General features: G+C 74.3%; 16 protein-coding genes. 11 read left to right on the forward strand and 5 right to left on the reverse strand.

Annotation, left to right across the window (positions count from 1 at the left end; genetic code table 11):
- The first annotated feature begins 80 nt into the window (after positions 1 to 80).
- Positions 81 to 1,439, forward strand: coding sequence for a Pup--protein ligase (gene pafA / locus ACQP26_RS14510; protein ID WP_269706444.1), 1,359 nt, complete (start codon positions 81 to 83; stop codon positions 1,437 to 1,439).
- 59 nt (positions 1,440 to 1,498) lie between these two features.
- Positions 1,499 to 1,717 (forward strand): hypothetical protein, encoded by a 219-nt coding sequence (locus ACQP26_RS14515; RefSeq protein ID WP_269706443.1) that lies wholly within the window; start codon positions 1,499 to 1,501, stop codon positions 1,715 to 1,717.
- A gap of 63 nt (positions 1,718 to 1,780) precedes the next feature.
- On the opposite strand, the gene ACQP26_RS14520 is transcribed toward ACQP26_RS14515, so the two are convergent.
- Positions 1,781 to 2,866, reverse strand: coding sequence for a DUF3866 family protein (locus ACQP26_RS14520; protein ID WP_433495956.1), 1,086 nt, complete (start codon positions 2,864 to 2,866; stop codon positions 1,781 to 1,783).
- A 45-nt stretch (positions 2,867 to 2,911) separates the two neighbouring features.
- Positions 2,912 to 3,904 carry a cation diffusion facilitator family transporter gene (locus tag ACQP26_RS14525; RefSeq protein ID WP_269706441.1) on the reverse strand — a complete coding sequence of 331 codons (993 nt, stop codon included), beginning with the start codon at positions 3,902 to 3,904 and terminating at the stop codon, positions 2,912 to 2,914.
- A gap of 104 nt (positions 3,905 to 4,008) precedes the next feature.
- On the opposite strand from ACQP26_RS14525, the gene ACQP26_RS14530 reads away from it, so the two are divergent.
- The 5 genes from ACQP26_RS14530 (at position 4,009) to tatC (ending at position 7,795) form a co-directional block, all read left to right on the forward strand.
- Positions 4,009 to 5,007: a helix-turn-helix transcriptional regulator gene (locus ACQP26_RS14530; RefSeq protein WP_269706439.1), complete on the forward strand. Its 999-nt coding sequence runs from the start codon at positions 4,009 to 4,011 to the stop codon at positions 5,005 to 5,007.
- Positions 5,004 to 6,011, forward strand: a complete 1,008-nt coding sequence (locus ACQP26_RS14535; RefSeq protein WP_281577993.1) for a helix-turn-helix transcriptional regulator — start codon at positions 5,004 to 5,006, stop codon at positions 6,009 to 6,011. The genes ACQP26_RS14530 and ACQP26_RS14535 overlap by 4 nt, the downstream gene beginning before the upstream one ends.
- 10 nt (positions 6,012 to 6,021) lie before the next feature.
- Positions 6,022 to 6,270, forward strand: a complete 249-nt coding sequence (locus tag ACQP26_RS14540) for a hypothetical protein (protein ID WP_433495957.1) — start codon at positions 6,022 to 6,024, stop codon at positions 6,268 to 6,270.
- A 217-nt stretch (positions 6,271 to 6,487) separates the two neighbouring features.
- Complete coding sequence (gene tatA / locus ACQP26_RS14545; RefSeq protein WP_269706435.1) at positions 6,488 to 6,820, forward strand: Sec-independent protein translocase subunit TatA; 333 nt, start codon at positions 6,488 to 6,490, stop codon at positions 6,818 to 6,820.
- Between the two features lie 21 nt (positions 6,821 to 6,841).
- Positions 6,842 to 7,795, forward strand: coding sequence for a twin-arginine translocase subunit TatC (gene tatC, locus ACQP26_RS14550; RefSeq protein WP_281577992.1), 954 nt, complete (start codon positions 6,842 to 6,844; stop codon positions 7,793 to 7,795).
- 274 nt (positions 7,796 to 8,069) lie between these two features.
- Here the strand turns inward: tatC and ACQP26_RS14555 are convergent, their stop codons facing one another.
- Complete coding sequence (locus ACQP26_RS14555) at positions 8,070 to 8,867, reverse strand: ABC transporter substrate-binding protein (protein WP_433495958.1); 798 nt, start codon at positions 8,865 to 8,867, stop codon at positions 8,070 to 8,072.
- 270 nt (positions 8,868 to 9,137) lie between these two features.
- Between ACQP26_RS14555 and ACQP26_RS14560 the strand changes: the two genes are divergently transcribed.
- The 3 genes from ACQP26_RS14560 to ACQP26_RS14570 all read left to right on the forward strand — a co-directional run bounded on the left by ACQP26_RS14560 (position 9,138) and on the right by ACQP26_RS14570 (position 11,630).
- A complete protein-coding gene (locus ACQP26_RS14560) occupies positions 9,138 to 9,836 on the forward strand; it encodes a hypothetical protein (RefSeq protein WP_269706430.1) in 699 nt (232 codons plus the stop codon).
- A 110-nt stretch (positions 9,837 to 9,946) separates the two neighbouring features.
- On the forward strand, positions 9,947 to 10,597 hold the full coding sequence (locus ACQP26_RS14565) for a fasciclin domain-containing protein (protein ID WP_281577990.1): 651 nt from the start codon (positions 9,947 to 9,949) through the stop codon (positions 10,595 to 10,597).
- Positions 10,598 to 10,703: 106 nt separating this feature from the next.
- Complete coding sequence (locus ACQP26_RS14570; protein WP_433495959.1) at positions 10,704 to 11,630, forward strand: diacylglycerol kinase family protein; 927 nt, start codon at positions 10,704 to 10,706, stop codon at positions 11,628 to 11,630.
- On the opposite strand, the gene ACQP26_RS14575 is transcribed toward ACQP26_RS14570, so the two are convergent.
- Both ACQP26_RS14575 and ACQP26_RS14580 read right to left on the reverse strand, forming a co-directional pair.
- Positions 11,593 to 12,549, reverse strand: a complete 957-nt coding sequence (locus ACQP26_RS14575) for an EamA family transporter (protein ID WP_433495960.1) — start codon at positions 12,547 to 12,549, stop codon at positions 11,593 to 11,595. The genes ACQP26_RS14570 and ACQP26_RS14575 overlap by 38 nt on opposite strands.
- A 54-nt stretch (positions 12,550 to 12,603) precedes the next feature.
- Positions 12,604 to 13,368: an HAD family hydrolase gene (locus ACQP26_RS14580; protein WP_433495961.1), complete on the reverse strand. Its 765-nt coding sequence runs from the start codon at positions 13,366 to 13,368 to the stop codon at positions 12,604 to 12,606.
- Positions 13,369 to 13,453: 85 nt separating this feature from the next.
- On the opposite strand from ACQP26_RS14580, the gene ACQP26_RS14585 reads away from it, so the two are divergent.
- Positions 13,454 to 16,234: a DEAD/DEAH box helicase gene (locus ACQP26_RS14585; RefSeq protein ID WP_269706426.1), complete on the forward strand. Its 2,781-nt coding sequence runs from the start codon at positions 13,454 to 13,456 to the stop codon at positions 16,232 to 16,234.
- Positions 16,235 to 16,335: the final 101 nt, after the last annotated feature.

The raw sequence follows: 16,335 nt of genomic DNA on the forward strand, positions 1-16,335 counted from the left end.
CCCCGGCCCGCGCGGGGGAGATCGCAAGCGGCGAGCGCCGGCGCTGCCCATCGGAGGCTCCGGGCGGCTAATGTCTCATCATGGAGCGGCGAATCTTCGGCCTCGAAACCGAGTACGGCGTCACCTGCACCTATCGCGGGCAACGCCGACTGTCCCCCGACGAGGTCGCGCGGTACCTGTTCCGGCGGGTGGTGTCGTGGGGCCGGTCGAGCAACGTGTTCCTCCGCAACGGCGCCCGCCTCTATCTCGACGTCGGTTCGCACCCGGAGTACGCGACTCCGGAGTGCGACTCGGTGACCGACCTGGTGGCACACGACCGGGCCGGTGAGCGGATCCTGGAGGGGCTGCTCGTCGACGCGGAGAAGCGGCTGCACGACGAGGGCATCGCGGGCGAGATCTACCTGTTCAAGAACAACACCGACTCGGCCGGCAACTCGTACGGCTGCCACGAGAACTACCTGGTGTCCCGGCACGGCGAGTTCGGCCGGCTGGCCGACGTGCTCATCCCGTTCCTGGTCACCCGGCAGCTGATCTGCGGTGCGGGCAAGGTGCTGCAGACGCCGCGCGGCGCCGTCTACTGCCTGTCCCAGCGGGCCGAGCACATCTGGGAGGGCGTCTCGTCGGCGACCACCCGCAGCCGGCCGATCATCAACACCCGGGACGAGCCGCACGCGGACGCGGAGCGCTACCGCCGGCTGCACGTGATCGTCGGCGACTCGAACATGAACGAGGTCACCACGCTGCTGAAGGTCGGCACGGCCGACATCGTGCTGCGGATGATCGAGGCCGGCGTGGTGATGCGCGACCTGACGCTGGAGAACCCGATCCGGGCCATCCGCGAGGTGTCGCACGACATCACCGGCCGGCGCAAGGTGCGGCTGGCCTCCGGCAAGGAGGTCTCGGCGCTGGAGATCCAGCAGGAATACCTGGCCAAGGCGACGGAGTTCGTGGAGCGCCGGGGCGGCGACCAGACCGCGAAGCGGGTGGTCGAGCTGTGGGGCCGGGTGCTGCGCGCGGTCGAGACCGGCGATCTGGACCCGGTGGCCCGGGAGATCGACTGGGTCACCAAGCTGAAGCTGATCGAGCGCTACCAGCGCAAGCACGACCTGCCGTTGTCGCACCCGCGGGTGGCGCAGATGGACCTGGCCTACCACGACCTGCGGCGCGGCCGCGGCCTGTACGGGCTGCTGGAGCGTCGTCGCGAGGTGGACCGGGTGGCCACCGACCCGGAGATCTTCGAGGCGAAGGAGACGCCGCCGCAGACGACGCGGGCGCGGCTGCGCGGTGAGTTCATCCGGCACGCCCAGGAGAAGCGGCGCGACTTCACCGTGGACTGGGTGCACCTGAAGCTGAACGACCAGGCGCAGCGCACGGTGCTGTGCAAGGACCCGTTCCGGGCCTACGACGAGCGGGTGGAACGGCTGATCGCCAGCATGTGATCGTGTGGGCGGCCGGTGCCCGGCACCGGCCGCCCGCCCACGGGTACGCTGGCGTCGCGATGAACACTTCCGAATCCGCCGGTGGGCCCGGCCGCGAGACGTCCTCGGACCGCGACGGCACCGAGAAGCTCAACTGGATCGACCGTCGGCGGGAGAAGATCCGCGCCGAGATCGAGCGCAACAGGCGTGGCGACTACACGGTGCCGACCTGGGTGCTCGCGGCGGCGCTGGCGCTCATCGTGGGTGCCTGGCTCGGGCTGATCATCTTCCTCGGCTGACCGCCGCGCCGGCCGGCCCGGTCCCGCGACGCCGGCCCCGCGCCGGGCGGCGGGGCGCGCCGGTCAGGTCAGCAGGCCGGCGGCGTACCGGCCGGCGGCGGCCGCGGCCAGGAAGTAGGCGTGGTCGGCGTCCAGGCCCCGGCCCATCGTGGACAGGCCGACCGGGCTCGCCCGCAGCGCCGCGTCGAGGCCCTCGGCGGGCACGGTGACGATCCGGTGGCGGTCGGCCAGCGGCGTCAGCGCCGCGGCGACCTCCGCGGCCAGGCCGGGGTCGAGACCGTCCGGCACGACCAGCTCCGCGGGGGCCAGCGCGACCCGGCCGTACGCGGTGAGGCTGTGGTGGGAGACGCCACGGTGCCGGGGCCGGGCGTCGGCGTCGGAGATGCGCAGCGAGCCGACCGGGCGCCCGCCCAGCGTGGCGATCGCGTTCACCGCCTCGCCGACGGCGACGCCGGAGAAGCCCCAGCGGGTGCCGGTGCCGAGGTTGCCGGGGCCCTGGGCGACGATGGCCAGGTCGGCGCCGAGCACGTGCCGCGCGGCGAGCAGGCCGCTGTGCAGTGTGCTCGCCTCCAGGTCGCCGCCGAACGCCTGGCCCACGCTCACCGTGCCGGCGAGGTGCCCGGCCAGGCCGGCCAGGGTGCGGGAGAACCAGGCCGGCAGCGCCCCGCCGTCGGTGAGCACGTACGCGACCCGGGCGGCGGGCGCGTCGGCGCGTACCCCGGCCAGGATCGCCGGCAGCGCGGAGTGCAGGTCGGCGGTGACCACCGGCATGCCGTCGACCGAGTCGGCGGCGGCCAGCCGGTCGTGGTGCGGTGATGCCTCCTCGTCCACGCCGAGCAGGATCGGCTGCAGCGGCGTGTAGCGGGCCTTGACCAGGTGCCCGGCGTCGCGGCTGTCGCCGGCCTGCGGCGGGTCCGGGGGCAGCCGGTCGGGCAGCGCCACGACCAGCGCGTAGCCGCCGGTGCCGAGGCCCATCAGCAGCGCGCCGGCGTTGAGGAGCACCCGGTCGCCGGGTTCCGGCGCACCGACCAGGGCCGGGTAGGCCAGGGCGCGCATCCGGGCGCCGTCGGGCAGCTCGACGTCGAGTTCGACAGCGCCGGTCCACCGTCGCCGTACCGCCGTGACCGTGCCGGACCGCCATCGCACCATGCGGTGCACGGTATCGGCCGCCGCCGCGACGGCGCCCGGGCGGGGTCAGGGGTTCCGGTCGTCGAGCGGGCGGCCCGCCTCGTCCTGGGTGGTGCGGGCGGTCCGGCCGGCCGAACGGGACCGGGTGGGGTCGAGGAAGACGTACCCGATCTCCGGGAAGTGGCCGGTGAGCCGGCGTTCGGCCTCGTCGGCGGCGGCCTCGATGTCGGCGCCGGTGGCGTCGTCCCGGAAGTCGACCTTGGCGGCGACGAGGATGTCGTCGGGGCCGAGGAACATGGTCATCAGCGTGTCGACCCGGTCCACGGTCGGGACGTCCGCCAGCTCCCGTTCGATGCGCCGGTGCAGCCGGTCGGAGACGGAGCGGCCGACCAGCAGCGAGATGTTGCTGCGGGCCAGGACGACGGCGACGACCAGCAGCAGCACGCCGATGAGGATCGAGGCGATCCCGTCGTACAGCTCGTCGCCGGTCAGGTGCGACAGGGTGAGCCCGCCGGCGGCGATCAGCAGGCCGATCAGCGCGGCGCTGTCCTCCAGGAAGACCGCCTTGACGGTGGTGTCGGCGGTCAGGCGCAGGTAGCGGCGCGGGGTGGTGCCCCAGCGGCGCGACTCGCCGCGCACCTGCCGGACCGCCCGGGCCAGCGACACCGACTCGATCGCGAAGGAGACCGCCAGCACCACGTACGCGACGAGGTACTCGCCGCTGTGCTCGTGCACCAGGATGGTGGTGACGCCGTGGGTGACGGCGAAGCCCGCCCCGGCGACGAAGGTGAACAGCGCGGCGAGGAACGCCCAGACGTAGCTCTCCTTGCCGTACCCGAAGGGGTGCCGGGTGTCGGCGGGCCGTGCGCCCCGGCGCAGCGCCAGGTAGAGCAGCACCTCGGTGGTGGTGTCGGCGAGCGAGTGCGCGGCCTCGGACAGCATCGCCGCGGAGCCGGAGAGCAGGCCCGCGACCAGCTTGGCGACGGCGATGGCGAGGTTCGCCGCGCCGGCCACCACGACGGTGCCGACGCTCTCGGTCTTGACCTCCGGTTCCGCCATGCGATCACCCTATGACCGGTCGATGCCCGCCGCCGGTCGGGAAGACACCCGCGCCGCGCCGCGCGGGTGCCCGCGCGCCACGCGCGGGCTGCTAGCGTTTGCACGTGTCCCGGACCCGTACCGAACGCCTGGTCAACCTGGTGATCTGTCTGCTGTCGACGCGACGGTTCCTGACCGCCGCGCAGATCGCCGCGACCGTGCCCGGCTACGAGCACGACCCGGACGACGCGAAGGACCACGAGGCGTTCCAGCGCAAGTTCGAGCGCGACAAGGCCGAGCTGCGTGAGCTGGGGGTGCCGCTGGAGACCGGCACGGCGAGCGTCTTCGACGCCGAGCCGGGCTACCGGATCGCGCCACGCGCCTACGCGTTGCCCGACATCCCGCTCGAACCGGACGAAGCAGCAGCGGTGGGCATCGCCGCCCGGCTGTGGCAGCACGCCGGGCTGGCCGCCGCCGCGTCGTCGGGGCTGGCGAAGCTGCGCGCCGCCGGCATCGACGTCGATCCGCAGGCCACGCTGGGCCTGGAACCGATGGTCACCGTCGACCCGGCGTTCGCGCCGCTCACCGCCGCCGCGCGGGACCGGCGCGAGGTCAGGTTCGACTACCGCGTGCCGGACCGCGACGCGCCCACCCGCCGCCGGGTCCAGCCGTGGGGCGTGGTCTGCTGGCGCGGCCGGTGGTACGTCGTCGGCCACGACCTGGACCGCGACGCGACCCGCTGCTTCCGGTTGTCCCGGGTGGTCGGCGCCGTCCGGGCCACCGGCGAGCCGGGCGCCTACGAGCCGCCGGCCGGGGTCGACCTGATCAGCCACGTGGCCCGCTGGTCCGGTCCGGTGGAACGCACCGGCCGCGCGACGGTGCTGGCCGCTCCGGGGCGCGCCGCCGGGCTGCGCCGCTGGGCGGTGGAGTGCCAGGCCGGTCCGGACGGCGACCGGCTGGTGCTGCCGTACGCCGACGCCGACTACCTGGCCGGCCAGATCGTCGGTTACGGCCCGGACGTCCGCGTGCTGGAACCACCGGAGGTGCGGGAGGCGGTCATCCAGCGGCTCAAGGAGGTCGCCGCCCGCCACGACGAGCTGGCCGTGACCGGGGGTGCCCGGTGACCCGCCCGGCGGCCCGCGCGGGCCGTGCCTCCGCCGACCGGCTGGCCCGGCTGCTCAACCTGGTGCCCTACCTGCTGGCCCGCCCCGGCATCGAGATCGCCGAGGCGGCGCACGACCTCGGGGTGACCGAGAAGCAGCTCCGGGAGGACCTGGAACTGCTCTGGGTGTGCGGGCTGCCCGGCTACGGCCCCGGTGACCTGATCGACATGGCGTTCGACGGCGACCGGGTGACCATCACCTACGACGCCGGCATCGACCGGCCACTTCGGCTCACCCCGGACGAGGCCCTGGCCCTGGTGGTGGCGCTGCGGATGATCGCCGAGACGCCCGGCGTGGCCAACCGGGAAGCGGTCGAGCGGGCGCTGGCCAAGATCGAGAACGCCGCCGGTGACCTGGCCGGAGCGCCGGTCGAGGTCCGCCTGCCCGGAGACAGCGCACGGGTACGCGAGCTGCGCGCCGCCGTCGAGCGCGGCCGGGCGCTGCGGATCACCTACTACACGGCGGCCCGGGACGAGACCACCGAACGCACCATCGACCCGCTGCGGATGCTGATGGTCGGCGGCCGGGCCTACGTGGAGGCGTGGTGCCGCCGCGCCGAGGGCGTGCGGCTCTTCCGGGCCGACCGCATCGACGCGGTGACCGAGCTGCCGGAGCAGGCGGTGGTGCCGCCGCAGGCCCGCCCGCACGATCTGCGCGACGGCGTGTTCCGCCCGTCGGCCGACCTGCCGCTGATCACGCTGCGGATCGGGCGGGGCGAGCGGTGGATCACCGAGTACTACCCGTGCGAGCGGGTCGAGGCCGACGGCGAGCAGTGGCTGGTGTCGCTGCGCGTCACCGACATCGGATGGGCCCGGCGGTTCGTGCTCGGGCTGGGCCCGGAGGTGACGGTGGTGGCGCCGGCCGAGCTGGCCGAGCAGGTACGCGCCCAGGCCGTGGCCGCGCTCGACGCGTACGCCACCCCGACCGGCAGCGCCGACCCGGCGGCCGCCGGCGTCACCCGATAGGCTGACCGCCGTGGTGAAGTGGATCGTGCTCGGGGTCGTGCTGTTCGCGCTGGTCGTACTGGCCCTGGCGATTCGTCCGGTGGTGAGCCGCCTGCCCGGTCTGCGCCGTTCCGCGCTGGCGCTGCAGCGCCGGGCGGCCGAGGCGGAGTCGCTGCGGTCGGCCGCCGAGCAGTTGCAGGCGCGGGCCGAGTCGCTCCAGGAGCGGTCGATGCTCGCGCAGGAGCGGATCGCGTTGATCAAGGCCAAGCGCGGCGACTGATCGACGACCGTCGGCCCGGGTGAGCGTCGTTTGCGCGTAACCGGGCGGTTGCGCGCAGAAATGCGCGGACCTGGACGGTTGACGGGACACTTCGGGTTGGTCGAAACTTCACCGATCGGGCCCGCACCGGCAGGCCCGCGGGGGTGGCAAGCCGCTGCGACACACGTACGATGGGCGACGACCACCCCTCACCGACACAGAGCGACTGGAGCTTCCCATGGGTGCCCTCAAGCCGTGGCACATCGCCGTACTCGTGGTCGTGCTGATCCTGCTGTTCGGCGCGAAGCGGCTCCCCGACGCGGCCCGCTCGCTGGGCCGTTCGCTGCGGATCATCAAGGCGGAGACCAAGAGCCTGCACGACGACGACCGCGACCTCGCCGAGAAGGCCGACGCGCAGGCCGGCTACCAGCCGCTTTCGCCGCAGCAGCCGGTGCAGGGGCAGCCGTACGCCCCGGGCCAGCAGCAGTACACGCAGCAGCCGTACGCCCCGCAGCCGCAGCAGCCCATGGCCCCGCCGGCCGACCCGGTGCAGCGCGTCCGCGAGAACTGATCCGAGAGGGCCCCAACCACCGTGGCCTTCGGGTTGAAGAAGCGCGGCCCGAGCAACTTCGCGCGGGCCGCCGACGGCTCGATGACGCTCATGGAGCACATCCGTGAGCTACGTAATCGGCTGTTCCGGGCGTCGCTGGCGATCCTGGTCGGCTTCGGCTTCGGCATCTGGCTGGCCACGCCGGTCCGGACGTTGCTGTCGAAGCCCTACTGCGACCTGCCGCAGTCGATCGATCCGGAAACCGGCAAGTGCCTGTTCGTGCAGCTCGGCGTCGCCGACGTCTTCCTGCTGAACCTCAAGATCGGTCTCTGGGTCGGTCTGATCATCGCCGCGCCGATCTGGCTCTACCAGCTCTGGGCGTTCATCGCGCCCGGCCTGCACCGGCACGAGCGGCGCTACGCGTACGTCTTCACCGCCCTGGCGGCCCCGCTGTTCGCGGCCGGCGCGGTGCTGGCGTTCTTCGTCACCACCAAGGGACTGGAGTTCCTGCTCAACGTCTCCGGCGACGACATCTCGACCAACCTCGAGGTGACCCGCTACATCTCGTTCGTCACGAACCTGATCCTGCTGTTCGGGGTGGCGTTCGAGTTCCCGCTGATCGTGCTGATGCTCAACTTTGTCGGCCTGGCCAGCGCCAAGCGGCTGCTGAGCTGGTGGCGGGTGGCGGTGTTCGTGTTCTTCGCGTTCGCCGCGGTGGTCACGCCGACGCCCGACCCGTTCGGCATGACGGCGCTGGCGATCTGTCTCTGCTTGCTCTACTTCGCCGCGGTGGGGGTGGCGTTCCTCAACGACAGGCGGCGCGGTCGCGGGCGTGAGACCTACGCCGGCATCGCCGACGACGAGGTGTCACCGCTTGACCTGTCGACCGAGCCGGTGCCCGCCGGAGGCCGAATCGAGGCGTCCGAGCCGATCGGCGCGCCCGAACCGGTCGCCGCCCCGAGGCCGATCGAGCGCCGCTTCGACGACATGACCTGACCGACCCCGCTCACCCGGACGCCGTCCCCACCGCACGGGGGCGGCGTCCGCGTTTCCGCAGCCGCCCCTCGCCGCCGCGCCGAGGACCCGGCACCCTGCCCTCCGCCGCCCTTGAACTCGATGCCCGCGCGACGGCCCGCCCTTACGTTGATCATGGACTTGCTGCCCCTCGGATGACCGGTTTCCGTACTTTGCCCGGGCAGGAAGTGCAAGATCGCCGGGGCCGGGCCGGGCCGGGGCCGGGGCCGGGGGCGGGGCGGGGGCGGGGCGGGGGTCAGGTGATGCGGCGGGCTGCTTCGGGCGGGGCGGCGGGGACCGCGTCGGGGTGGAGGATGGCGGCTATCGTTTCGGCGCCGTCTACCAGGCGGGGGGCGGCGCGCACGATCAGCCCGTCCGCGTCCAGCGCCCACACCTGTGCGCCGGGGAAGTGCCCGGCCACCGCGGAGGCCTGCTCGGCGGCGCTGTCGAGACGGAACCCGCACGGCGCCACCAGCACCACCTCGGGGCGAGCCGCTCGCAGCGCCTCCCAGGTGGTCGGGCCGGACCGGGCGCCGCGGTGGGTGCCCACCGGCTCACCGCCTGCCACGTCGACCAGGTCGGGAATCCAGTGCCCGGCGCCGAACGGCGGGTCCACCCATTCGACCACCGCGACCCGTGGCCGGGGCCGGCCCGCCACCGCCGCACGGACCGCCGCGAGCCGGGCCCACAGGCCGTCGACGAGGGCCTCCGCGCGATCCGGCACCCGGGCCGCCGCGCCCACCGCCCGGATCGACTCCAGCACGTCGTCCAGGGTGTACGGGTCCAGCGACAGCACGTCCGCCCGGCACCCCAGGTGCGCCACCGCGTCGGCGACCCGGCCCGAGGGCAGCGCGCAGACGCGGCACAGGTCCTGGGTGAGGATCAGGTCCGGGTCCAGCCCGGCCAGCGCCCCGGAGTGCAGCGTGTAGAGGTCCGCGCCGGCCGCGACCTGCGCCTTGACGTACGCGTCGATGTCGCCGGGACTATGCCCCGGGTGTCCCGGCCGCCGACGACCACAGTGGTGCCCGACCGGTACGCCGGGGTCACCTCGCACTCGAAGGTGACGCCGACGAGGTCGTCGCCGAGACCGAGCGCGTACACGATCTCGGTGGCGGAGGGGAGCAGGGAGACCAGCCGCATGCCGCCATCATGCCGGTCGCGCGGATCGCCCGGTGCGCGGGCACATCGGGTCGCCCTCGGGCCTTGCCGGGACGCCGTACGCGCTTAGACTCTGCTGACTCCGCCGAGCCCCCCGGGCGGTGTGCCGGGGTGCGTCGGCGCCCCGTTCCGGTCAGCCCGTCTGACCTGTGCACCGGAGAACCCGATGAAGAGCCGTACCGCCGCCGTCCTGACCCTCCTCTGCGCGGCCACCGCGCTCACCGCCTGCGGTGACGACGAGCCCGCGCCGAAAGGCCAGCAGGTGCCGGTGACCGCCACCGACACCAGTTGCGAGGTCACCACCACGCTGTTCACCCCGGGCACCGTCACCTTCACCGTGACCAACCGGGGTCAGCAGGCCACCGGCGTCTACGTCTACGGCCGGGAGGGTGACGCCTTCACCAAGGTGATCGCGGAGGTCGCGGACGTGCCGGCGGGCCGCACCGGCGACCTGCGTGCCTCGCTGCAGACCGGCACGTACGAGGTGGCCTGCAAGCCCGGCCGGCAGGGCGACGGCGTGCGCACGAAGATCACCGTGTCGGACGACGGCAACCTCGCCAGCGCCGCGGCCGAGGTGGCCTACGACCGGTCGGTGGCCATCGAGCTGACCGACGACGCGATGACCGGTGTGGACGCCCTGATCGCCGAGCCCGGCGAGAAGCTCGCGTTCAAGGTGACGAACAAGACCGCCGGAGCCCGGACGCTGTACGTGCTCAACCCCGACGGCAAGCGGGTCGCCGAGATGAAGGCCGAGGCGAACGGCACCGCCGAGACGGTGGTGACGCTCGGCGCGGCCGGGGACTGGTCGCTGAAGGTCAAGGGCGACGGCGTGCCGTCGGTCAGCAAGCGGCTGGTGGTGCGCTGAGGCGGCCGCGAAAACGCGTCGATCCGGCTGCATCCACCGGGGACGGTGCGGGCGAAGCAATGGTCGTGACGACAGTCACGGACCTGGTCGCTTCGACGAAAGGCTCCCCGATGAACATCGCTCGTCTCGCCGCCCGGCTCGCCGTGGGCGCCACGGCCGCGGCGGTGGCCACCACCGCCGTCGCCGTGCCCGCCCAGGCCGGCGCCAAGCAGCCGGGTACGCGGTCGCTGGCCGCCGTGCTCACCGCGGACAAGAGCGGCTTCGACCGCAACCCGTGGGACTTCGACGTGCTCACGAAGGCGGTCCTGACGGTGCTGCAGGCCAAGCCGGACTCGCCGGTGAAGGTGCTCACCGACGGCAACGTCGCGCTCACCGCGTTCGTGCCGAACGACTACGCGTTCCGCGAGCTGGTCCGGGACATCACCGCCGCGAAGAAGCTGCCGGGCGAGAAGGCCGCGTTCGACGCGGTCGCCGGCCTCGGCGTGGACACCGTGGAGGATGTCCTGCTCTACCACGTCGTGCCCGGCGCGACGATCGACCGCAAGGCGGCGCTGAAGGCCGACGGCGCGGACCTGACCACCGCGCTCGGCGCCACCGTCGAGGTGGACGTGAAGCACTACTGGTTCGGCCGGCAGGTGCGCCTGGTCGACGCCGACACCAGCGACCGCAACGCCAAGGTGGTGCGGTACGACATCAACAAGGGCAACAAGCAGATCGCCCACGCGGTGGACCGGGTGCTGCGCCCGATCGACCTGCCCTGAACCACCCCCGCGACGGCGCCCGGCACCCCCTGCCGGGCGCCGTCGGCGTGCGCCGGCCGCATGTCCGCGATGTCGCTCTGGTGACCTGCGGGACCGGTGCCGTACGGTGCTCGCCGTGACCGCGCACGATCATGTCCCGTCCGGCCCCGTCGCCGTGCTCGCCAACCCGACCGCGGGCCGGGGGCGGCACCGCGGTCTGCTGCCCGGCATCCTGGAGCGCCTCGCCGGAGCGGGCCGCCCGGTCGAGCTGCTGCGCGCGCGTACCCCCGGGGAGGCGGAAGCGGCGTGCCACGCCGCGGTCGCCGGCGGCGCCGGTGCGCTCGTCGCGGTGGGCGGCGACGGCACGATGCACCGCGCGTTGCAGGCGGTCGCCGGCACCGCCGTGCCGTTCGGGCCGGTCCCGGCGGGCACCGGCAACGACTTCGCCGTGGACACCGGCTTCCCGGCCGACCCCGTGGCCGCCGTCGAGGTGATCACCGCGGCGCTCGCCGCCGGCCGTTCCCGCCCGGTCGACCTGGCGCGGCTGTCCCGGCCCGGCGAGGCCGACCGCTGGTTCGGGGCGGTGCTCGCGGCCGGCTTCGACGCGATCGTCAACGAACGCGCCAACCGGATGCGCTGGCCGCGCGGCCCCCGCCGGTACGACCTGGCGATCGTGGTGGAGCTGGCCCGGCTGCGGCCACGCCGCTACCGGCTGGTCCTCGACGGACAGGCGCAGGAGGTCGACGCGGTGCTGGTCGCGGTGGGAAACACGGCCAGCTACGGCGGCGGCATGCGGATCTGCCCGGACGCCGACCCGCACGACGGCCTGCTGGACGTGGTGGTGGGCGGGCGGTTCGACAGGCGCACGCTGATGCGGGTCAAGCCGCAGATCTACCAGGGCACCCACGTCACGCACCCGCTGGCGCGCGTCTACCGGGCGCGGACGGTGGAGCTGGCCGCCGAGGGCATCACCACGTACGCCGACGGGGAGCGCTCCCTCGACCTGCCGGTGACCGTCACGGCCGTGCCGGCGGCGCTGCGGCTGCTGCGCTGACCACCGGCGCATCCGCGGCACCCGGCGGGCCGGCAACGGCCGGCGGCGGAGAAGGCGGCGCGGCGGCGCGGACCGCGCCGGCGCTCGCGGCGACCACGAGCGCGATGGCGAGCACCTCGACCGGGCGCAGCGCCTGCCCGAGCACCAGCCAGCCGGCCACCGCGGCGATCGCCGGACCGAGGCTCATCATCACCGCGAACGTCGCCGTCGGCAGCCGCCGCAACGCGGCCAGCTCCAGGCTGTACGGCAGCACCGACGCGAGCAGCGCCAGCCCGGCGCCGAGCCCCAGCACCACCGGGTCGGCCAGCCGGCCACCCCCGTCGGCCAGCCCGAACGGCAGGGTCAGCAGCGCCGCGACGGTCAGCGCGAGGGCCAGCCCGTCCGCGCCGGGGAACCGCGCGCCGATGCGCGCCGAGCAGACGATGTACGCGGCCCACATGGCACCCGCCGTGAGGGCCAGCGCGGCGCCGGCCGGGTCGAGCCGGTCGAACCCGCCCTGGCCGAGCAGGACCACCCCGGCCAGTGCCAGCGCGGCCCAGCACCAGGCGGCCACCCGGCGCGCGGCGATCACCGAAAGCGCCAGCGGCCCGAGCACCTCCAGGGTGACGGCCGGGCCGAGCGGGATCCGCTCGATCGCCTGGTAGAAGATCGAGTTCATGCCGGCCAGGGCCAGCCCGAACGCCAGCACCGAGGCCCAGTCGCGGCGTCCGTACCCGCGTACCCGGGGGCGGCAGACCACGAGCATCAGCAGGGCGCCGATGGTCAGCCGCAGCGTCACCGCCCCGGCCACCCCGGTACGCGGGAACAGCAGCGCGGCCAGCGCGGAGCCGAACTGCACCGACAGGGCCCCGCCGAGCACCAGCGCGACCCCGCCGAGCCGTCCCGGCGCACGCGGCGGCAAGGGGTGGGCACCGGTCATGCCCCTGACGGTAGCCGGTACGCCGCGACGCGTTTGCGCCGCTGGGGGGTGTTCTCAGACGGCCCCGGCCAGGTCCAGCACCGCGCCGAGCCCGTTCGGGCGGCCCGCGTCGGCGCAGGGCAGCACCAGCACCCCGCACCCGGCCGCCACCGCGCCCGCGTCGGCCGGGGTGTCGCCCACCATGAGGGTGCGCTCCGGGTCGACGCCGAGCATCCCGCAGGCCCGCAGGAAGATGCCCGGGTCCGGCTTGCAGCGCCCCACCTCGTACGACAGCGCGTACGCGTCGACGAGCGCGTCGAGGTCCCAGGCGGCGAACAGCGGCCGCAGGTCGAAGCCGATGTTGCTGACCACTGCCACCTTCACCCCGGCGGACCGCAGCGCACCCAGCACCGGCGCGGTGTCCGGGTACGGCACCCAGCCCTCGGGCACCAGCACCCGCTCGTAGAGCGCGTCGGCGAACCCGTCGATGCCGGTGTCCACGGTCTCGGCCAGCCCGGTGTACGCGCCCCGGTGCGCGTGCGGGTACAGGTCACGGTCGGCCCACAGCTCGGCCAGCCGGGGCGGCACCCGCGCCGGCAGCGGGCCACCGGCACGCCCGGCGGTGAGCAGCCGGTCGGCCAGCGAGGTGGCCCGGATCCGGTCCAGTTCGACGCCGCAGGCGGACGCGGCGGCGAGCACCCAGGCCAGCGGCTCCTCCACCTGGGCGAGGGTGCCGTGGAAGTCGAAGAGCACCGCCTCCACGGGCCGGCGGGACGGGCCCGGGCGGACGGCGTCGTCGGCGCCGCTCGAGACGTGGGGCAGTTCGGTACGGTCCGGCACGTCGTGCACCCTACCGACCGCTCCGACCGTCCTGCCGGATGGCCTTGACCGGTACTCCTCGGCGGCACCGATTAATCTTGGATCCATGTCGAGCCCCGCCGAGCGGTACGCCGCGGCGCGCCGCCGGGCCGCGCAGGCCTCCGCCTTCCCGGCCCTGGACGAATTCTCCCTGGATCTCGGGTTCGATCTCGACGACTTCCAGCGCGAGGCGTGCGAGGCGCTCGAGCGGGGCAGCGGCGTGCTGGTCTGCGCCCCCACCGGCGCCGGCAAGACCGTGGTGGGCGAGTTCGCGGTGCACCTGGCGCTGCGCGGCCGGCCCGGCGGCGACGCGCCCGCGACCCGGCGCAAGTGCTTCTACACCACGCCGATCAAGGCGCTGTCCAACCAGAAGTACCACGACCTGGTGGACCGCTACGGCGCCGCGCACGTCGGCCTGCTCACCGGCGACAACGCGATCAACGGGGACGCGCCGGTGGTGGTGATGACCACCGAGGTGCTGCGCAACATGCTCTACGCCGGCTCGGCCACCCTCGAGGGCCTGGCGTACGTGGTGATGGACGAGGTCCACTACCTGGCCGACCGGTTCCGCGGCGGGGTCTGGGAAGAGGTGATCATCCACCTGCCGGAGTCGGTCACCCTGGTGTCGCTGTCGGCCACCGTCTCCAACGCCGAGGAGTTCGCCGACTGGCTGGTCACCGTGCGCGGCGAGACCGCCGTGGTGGTCTCCGAGCACCGCCCGGTGCCGCTGTGGCAGCACATGCTCGTCGGCAAGCGGATGTTCGACCTGTTCCACGACGCCGACGCGGCCCGCAAGCACGACGTGCACCCCGAGCTGCTGCGCTACACCCGCGACACGATGCGCCGGCTGGAACTGGGCGAGGGCCGCAGCGCCGGCCCCGGCGGCGGCCGGCGCGGCCCGCGCTGGCGTGGCCCGATGCGCCCGGACATCGTCGACCGGCTCGACCGGGAAGGGCTGCTCCCGGCCATCCTGTTCATCTTCAGCCGGGCCGGCTGCGACGCCGCCGTGCAGCAGTGCCTCGCCGCCGGGCTGCGCCTCACGTCCCCGGACGAACGCGCCGAGATCCGCCGGGTGGTCGAGTCGCGGGTCACCGCCATCCCCGGCGAGGACCTGTCCGTGCTCGGCTACTGGGAGTGGCTGGACGGGCTGGAGCGGGGCCTGGCCGCGCACCACGCCGGCATGCTCCCGGCGTTCAAGGAGGTCGTCGAGGAGCTGTTCGTCCGCGGGCTGGTCAAGGCCGTCTTCGCCACCGAGACGCTCGCGCTGGGCATCAACATGCCGGCCCGCTGCGTGGTGCTGGAACGCCTGGTCAAGTTCAACGGCGAGGCCCACGTCGACCTCACCCCCGGCGAGTACACCCAGCTCACCGGCCGGGCCGGCCGCCGGGGCATCGACGTGGAGGGCCACGCGGTGGTGGTCTGGTCGCCGGAGACCGACCCCCGGCACGTCGCCGGGCTCGCCTCCACCCGCACCTATCCGCTGCGCTCCAGCTTCCGGCCCTCGTACAACATGGCCGTCAACCTGGTCGGCAGCGTCGGCGCGGCGCCGGCCCGGGAACTGCTGGAGTCCTCGTTCGCGCAGTTCCAGGCCGACCGGTCGGTGGTCGGCCTGGCCCGGCAGGTGCAGCGCAACACCGAGACGATCGAGGCGTACGGCGCGGAGGCCGCCTGCCACCACGGCGACTTCGACGAGTACTTCGCGCTGCGGGTGGCGATCGCCGACCGGGAACGCGCCATCGCCCGGCAGGGCCAGACCCAGCGCAAGGCGGCGGCCGTCGCCTCGCTGGAGCGGCTGCGGGTCGGTGACGTGATCCGGGTGCCGTCCGGGCGGCGAGCCGGCCTGGCGGTGGTGCTGGACCCGGCCACCGGCGGGTTCGGCGAGCCCCGGCCGCTGGTCCTCACCCAGGACCGCTGGGCCGGGCGGGTCACCCCCGGCGACTTCACCACTCCGGCCGAGGTGCTCACCCGGATCCGGGTGCCGAAGCACTTCAACCACCGCTCGCCCGCGGCCCGGCGGGATCTGGCCGCGGCGGTCAGCGGCACCGGCCTGGACCGGCACGGCGGGCGGCGGGGCGGCCGGTCCCGTCAGGCGGCGGGGGAGGACCACCGGCTCAGCCAGCTCCGCGTCGAGCTGCGCGCGCACCCGTGCCACGCCTGCCCGGACCGGGAGGAGCACGCCCGCTGGGCGGAGCGCCGGCGCCGGCTGGAACGCGACACCGAGGAGCTGCGTCAGCGGGTGTCCGGGCGGACCGGCTCGCTGGCCCGGACCTTCGACCGGATCGTCGCACTGCTGACCGCGCGCGGCTACCTGGCCGCCGACGGCGAGGTCACCGACGCCGGGCGGATGCTGGCCCGGATCTGGACCGAGGCCGACCTGCTGGTGGCCGAGTGCCTGCGCCGCCGCGTGTGGGACGGCCTGTCCCCGGCCGAGCTGGCCGCCGCCGTGTCGGTGGTGGTCTTCGAGGCCCGGCGGGACGTCGACGAGCGGGCGTCGCTGCCGCGTGGCGCGGTCGCCGACGCGGTCGACGAGACGCTCAAGCTGTGGGGGGACATCGAGGCGGACGAGGCGGCGCGCGGCCTCGCCGTGACCAGGGAGCCGGATCTCGGCTTCGCCTGGCCGATCTACCGCTGGGCGCGCGGCGAGGCGTTGGCGAAGGTGCTGGCCAGCGGCCACCAGATCGACGGAGAGATGCCGGCGGGCGACTTCGTCCGCTGGGCGCGCCAGGTGGTGGACCTGCTCGGCCAGGTCGCCGACTCCGGTGGCGCCTCCGCCGAGCTGCGCGGCACGGCCCGCCAGGCCATCGCGGCGGTCAACCGGGGTGTGCTGGCCTACCACGCCTCCGCCTGAGGGTCACTTTCGGTCACGCGCGGCCGAAAACCGACGCATCGCTGCGTCACGACGCTGCCACTGCGCGAATTCTCGGGGGGTCGATGCATGCCCTGATCAGG

Origin of the sequence: Micromonospora sp. CA-248089 (assembly GCF_050948515.1) — a bacterium.
Taxonomy (GTDB): Bacteria; Actinomycetota; Actinomycetes; order Mycobacteriales; family Micromonosporaceae; genus Micromonospora.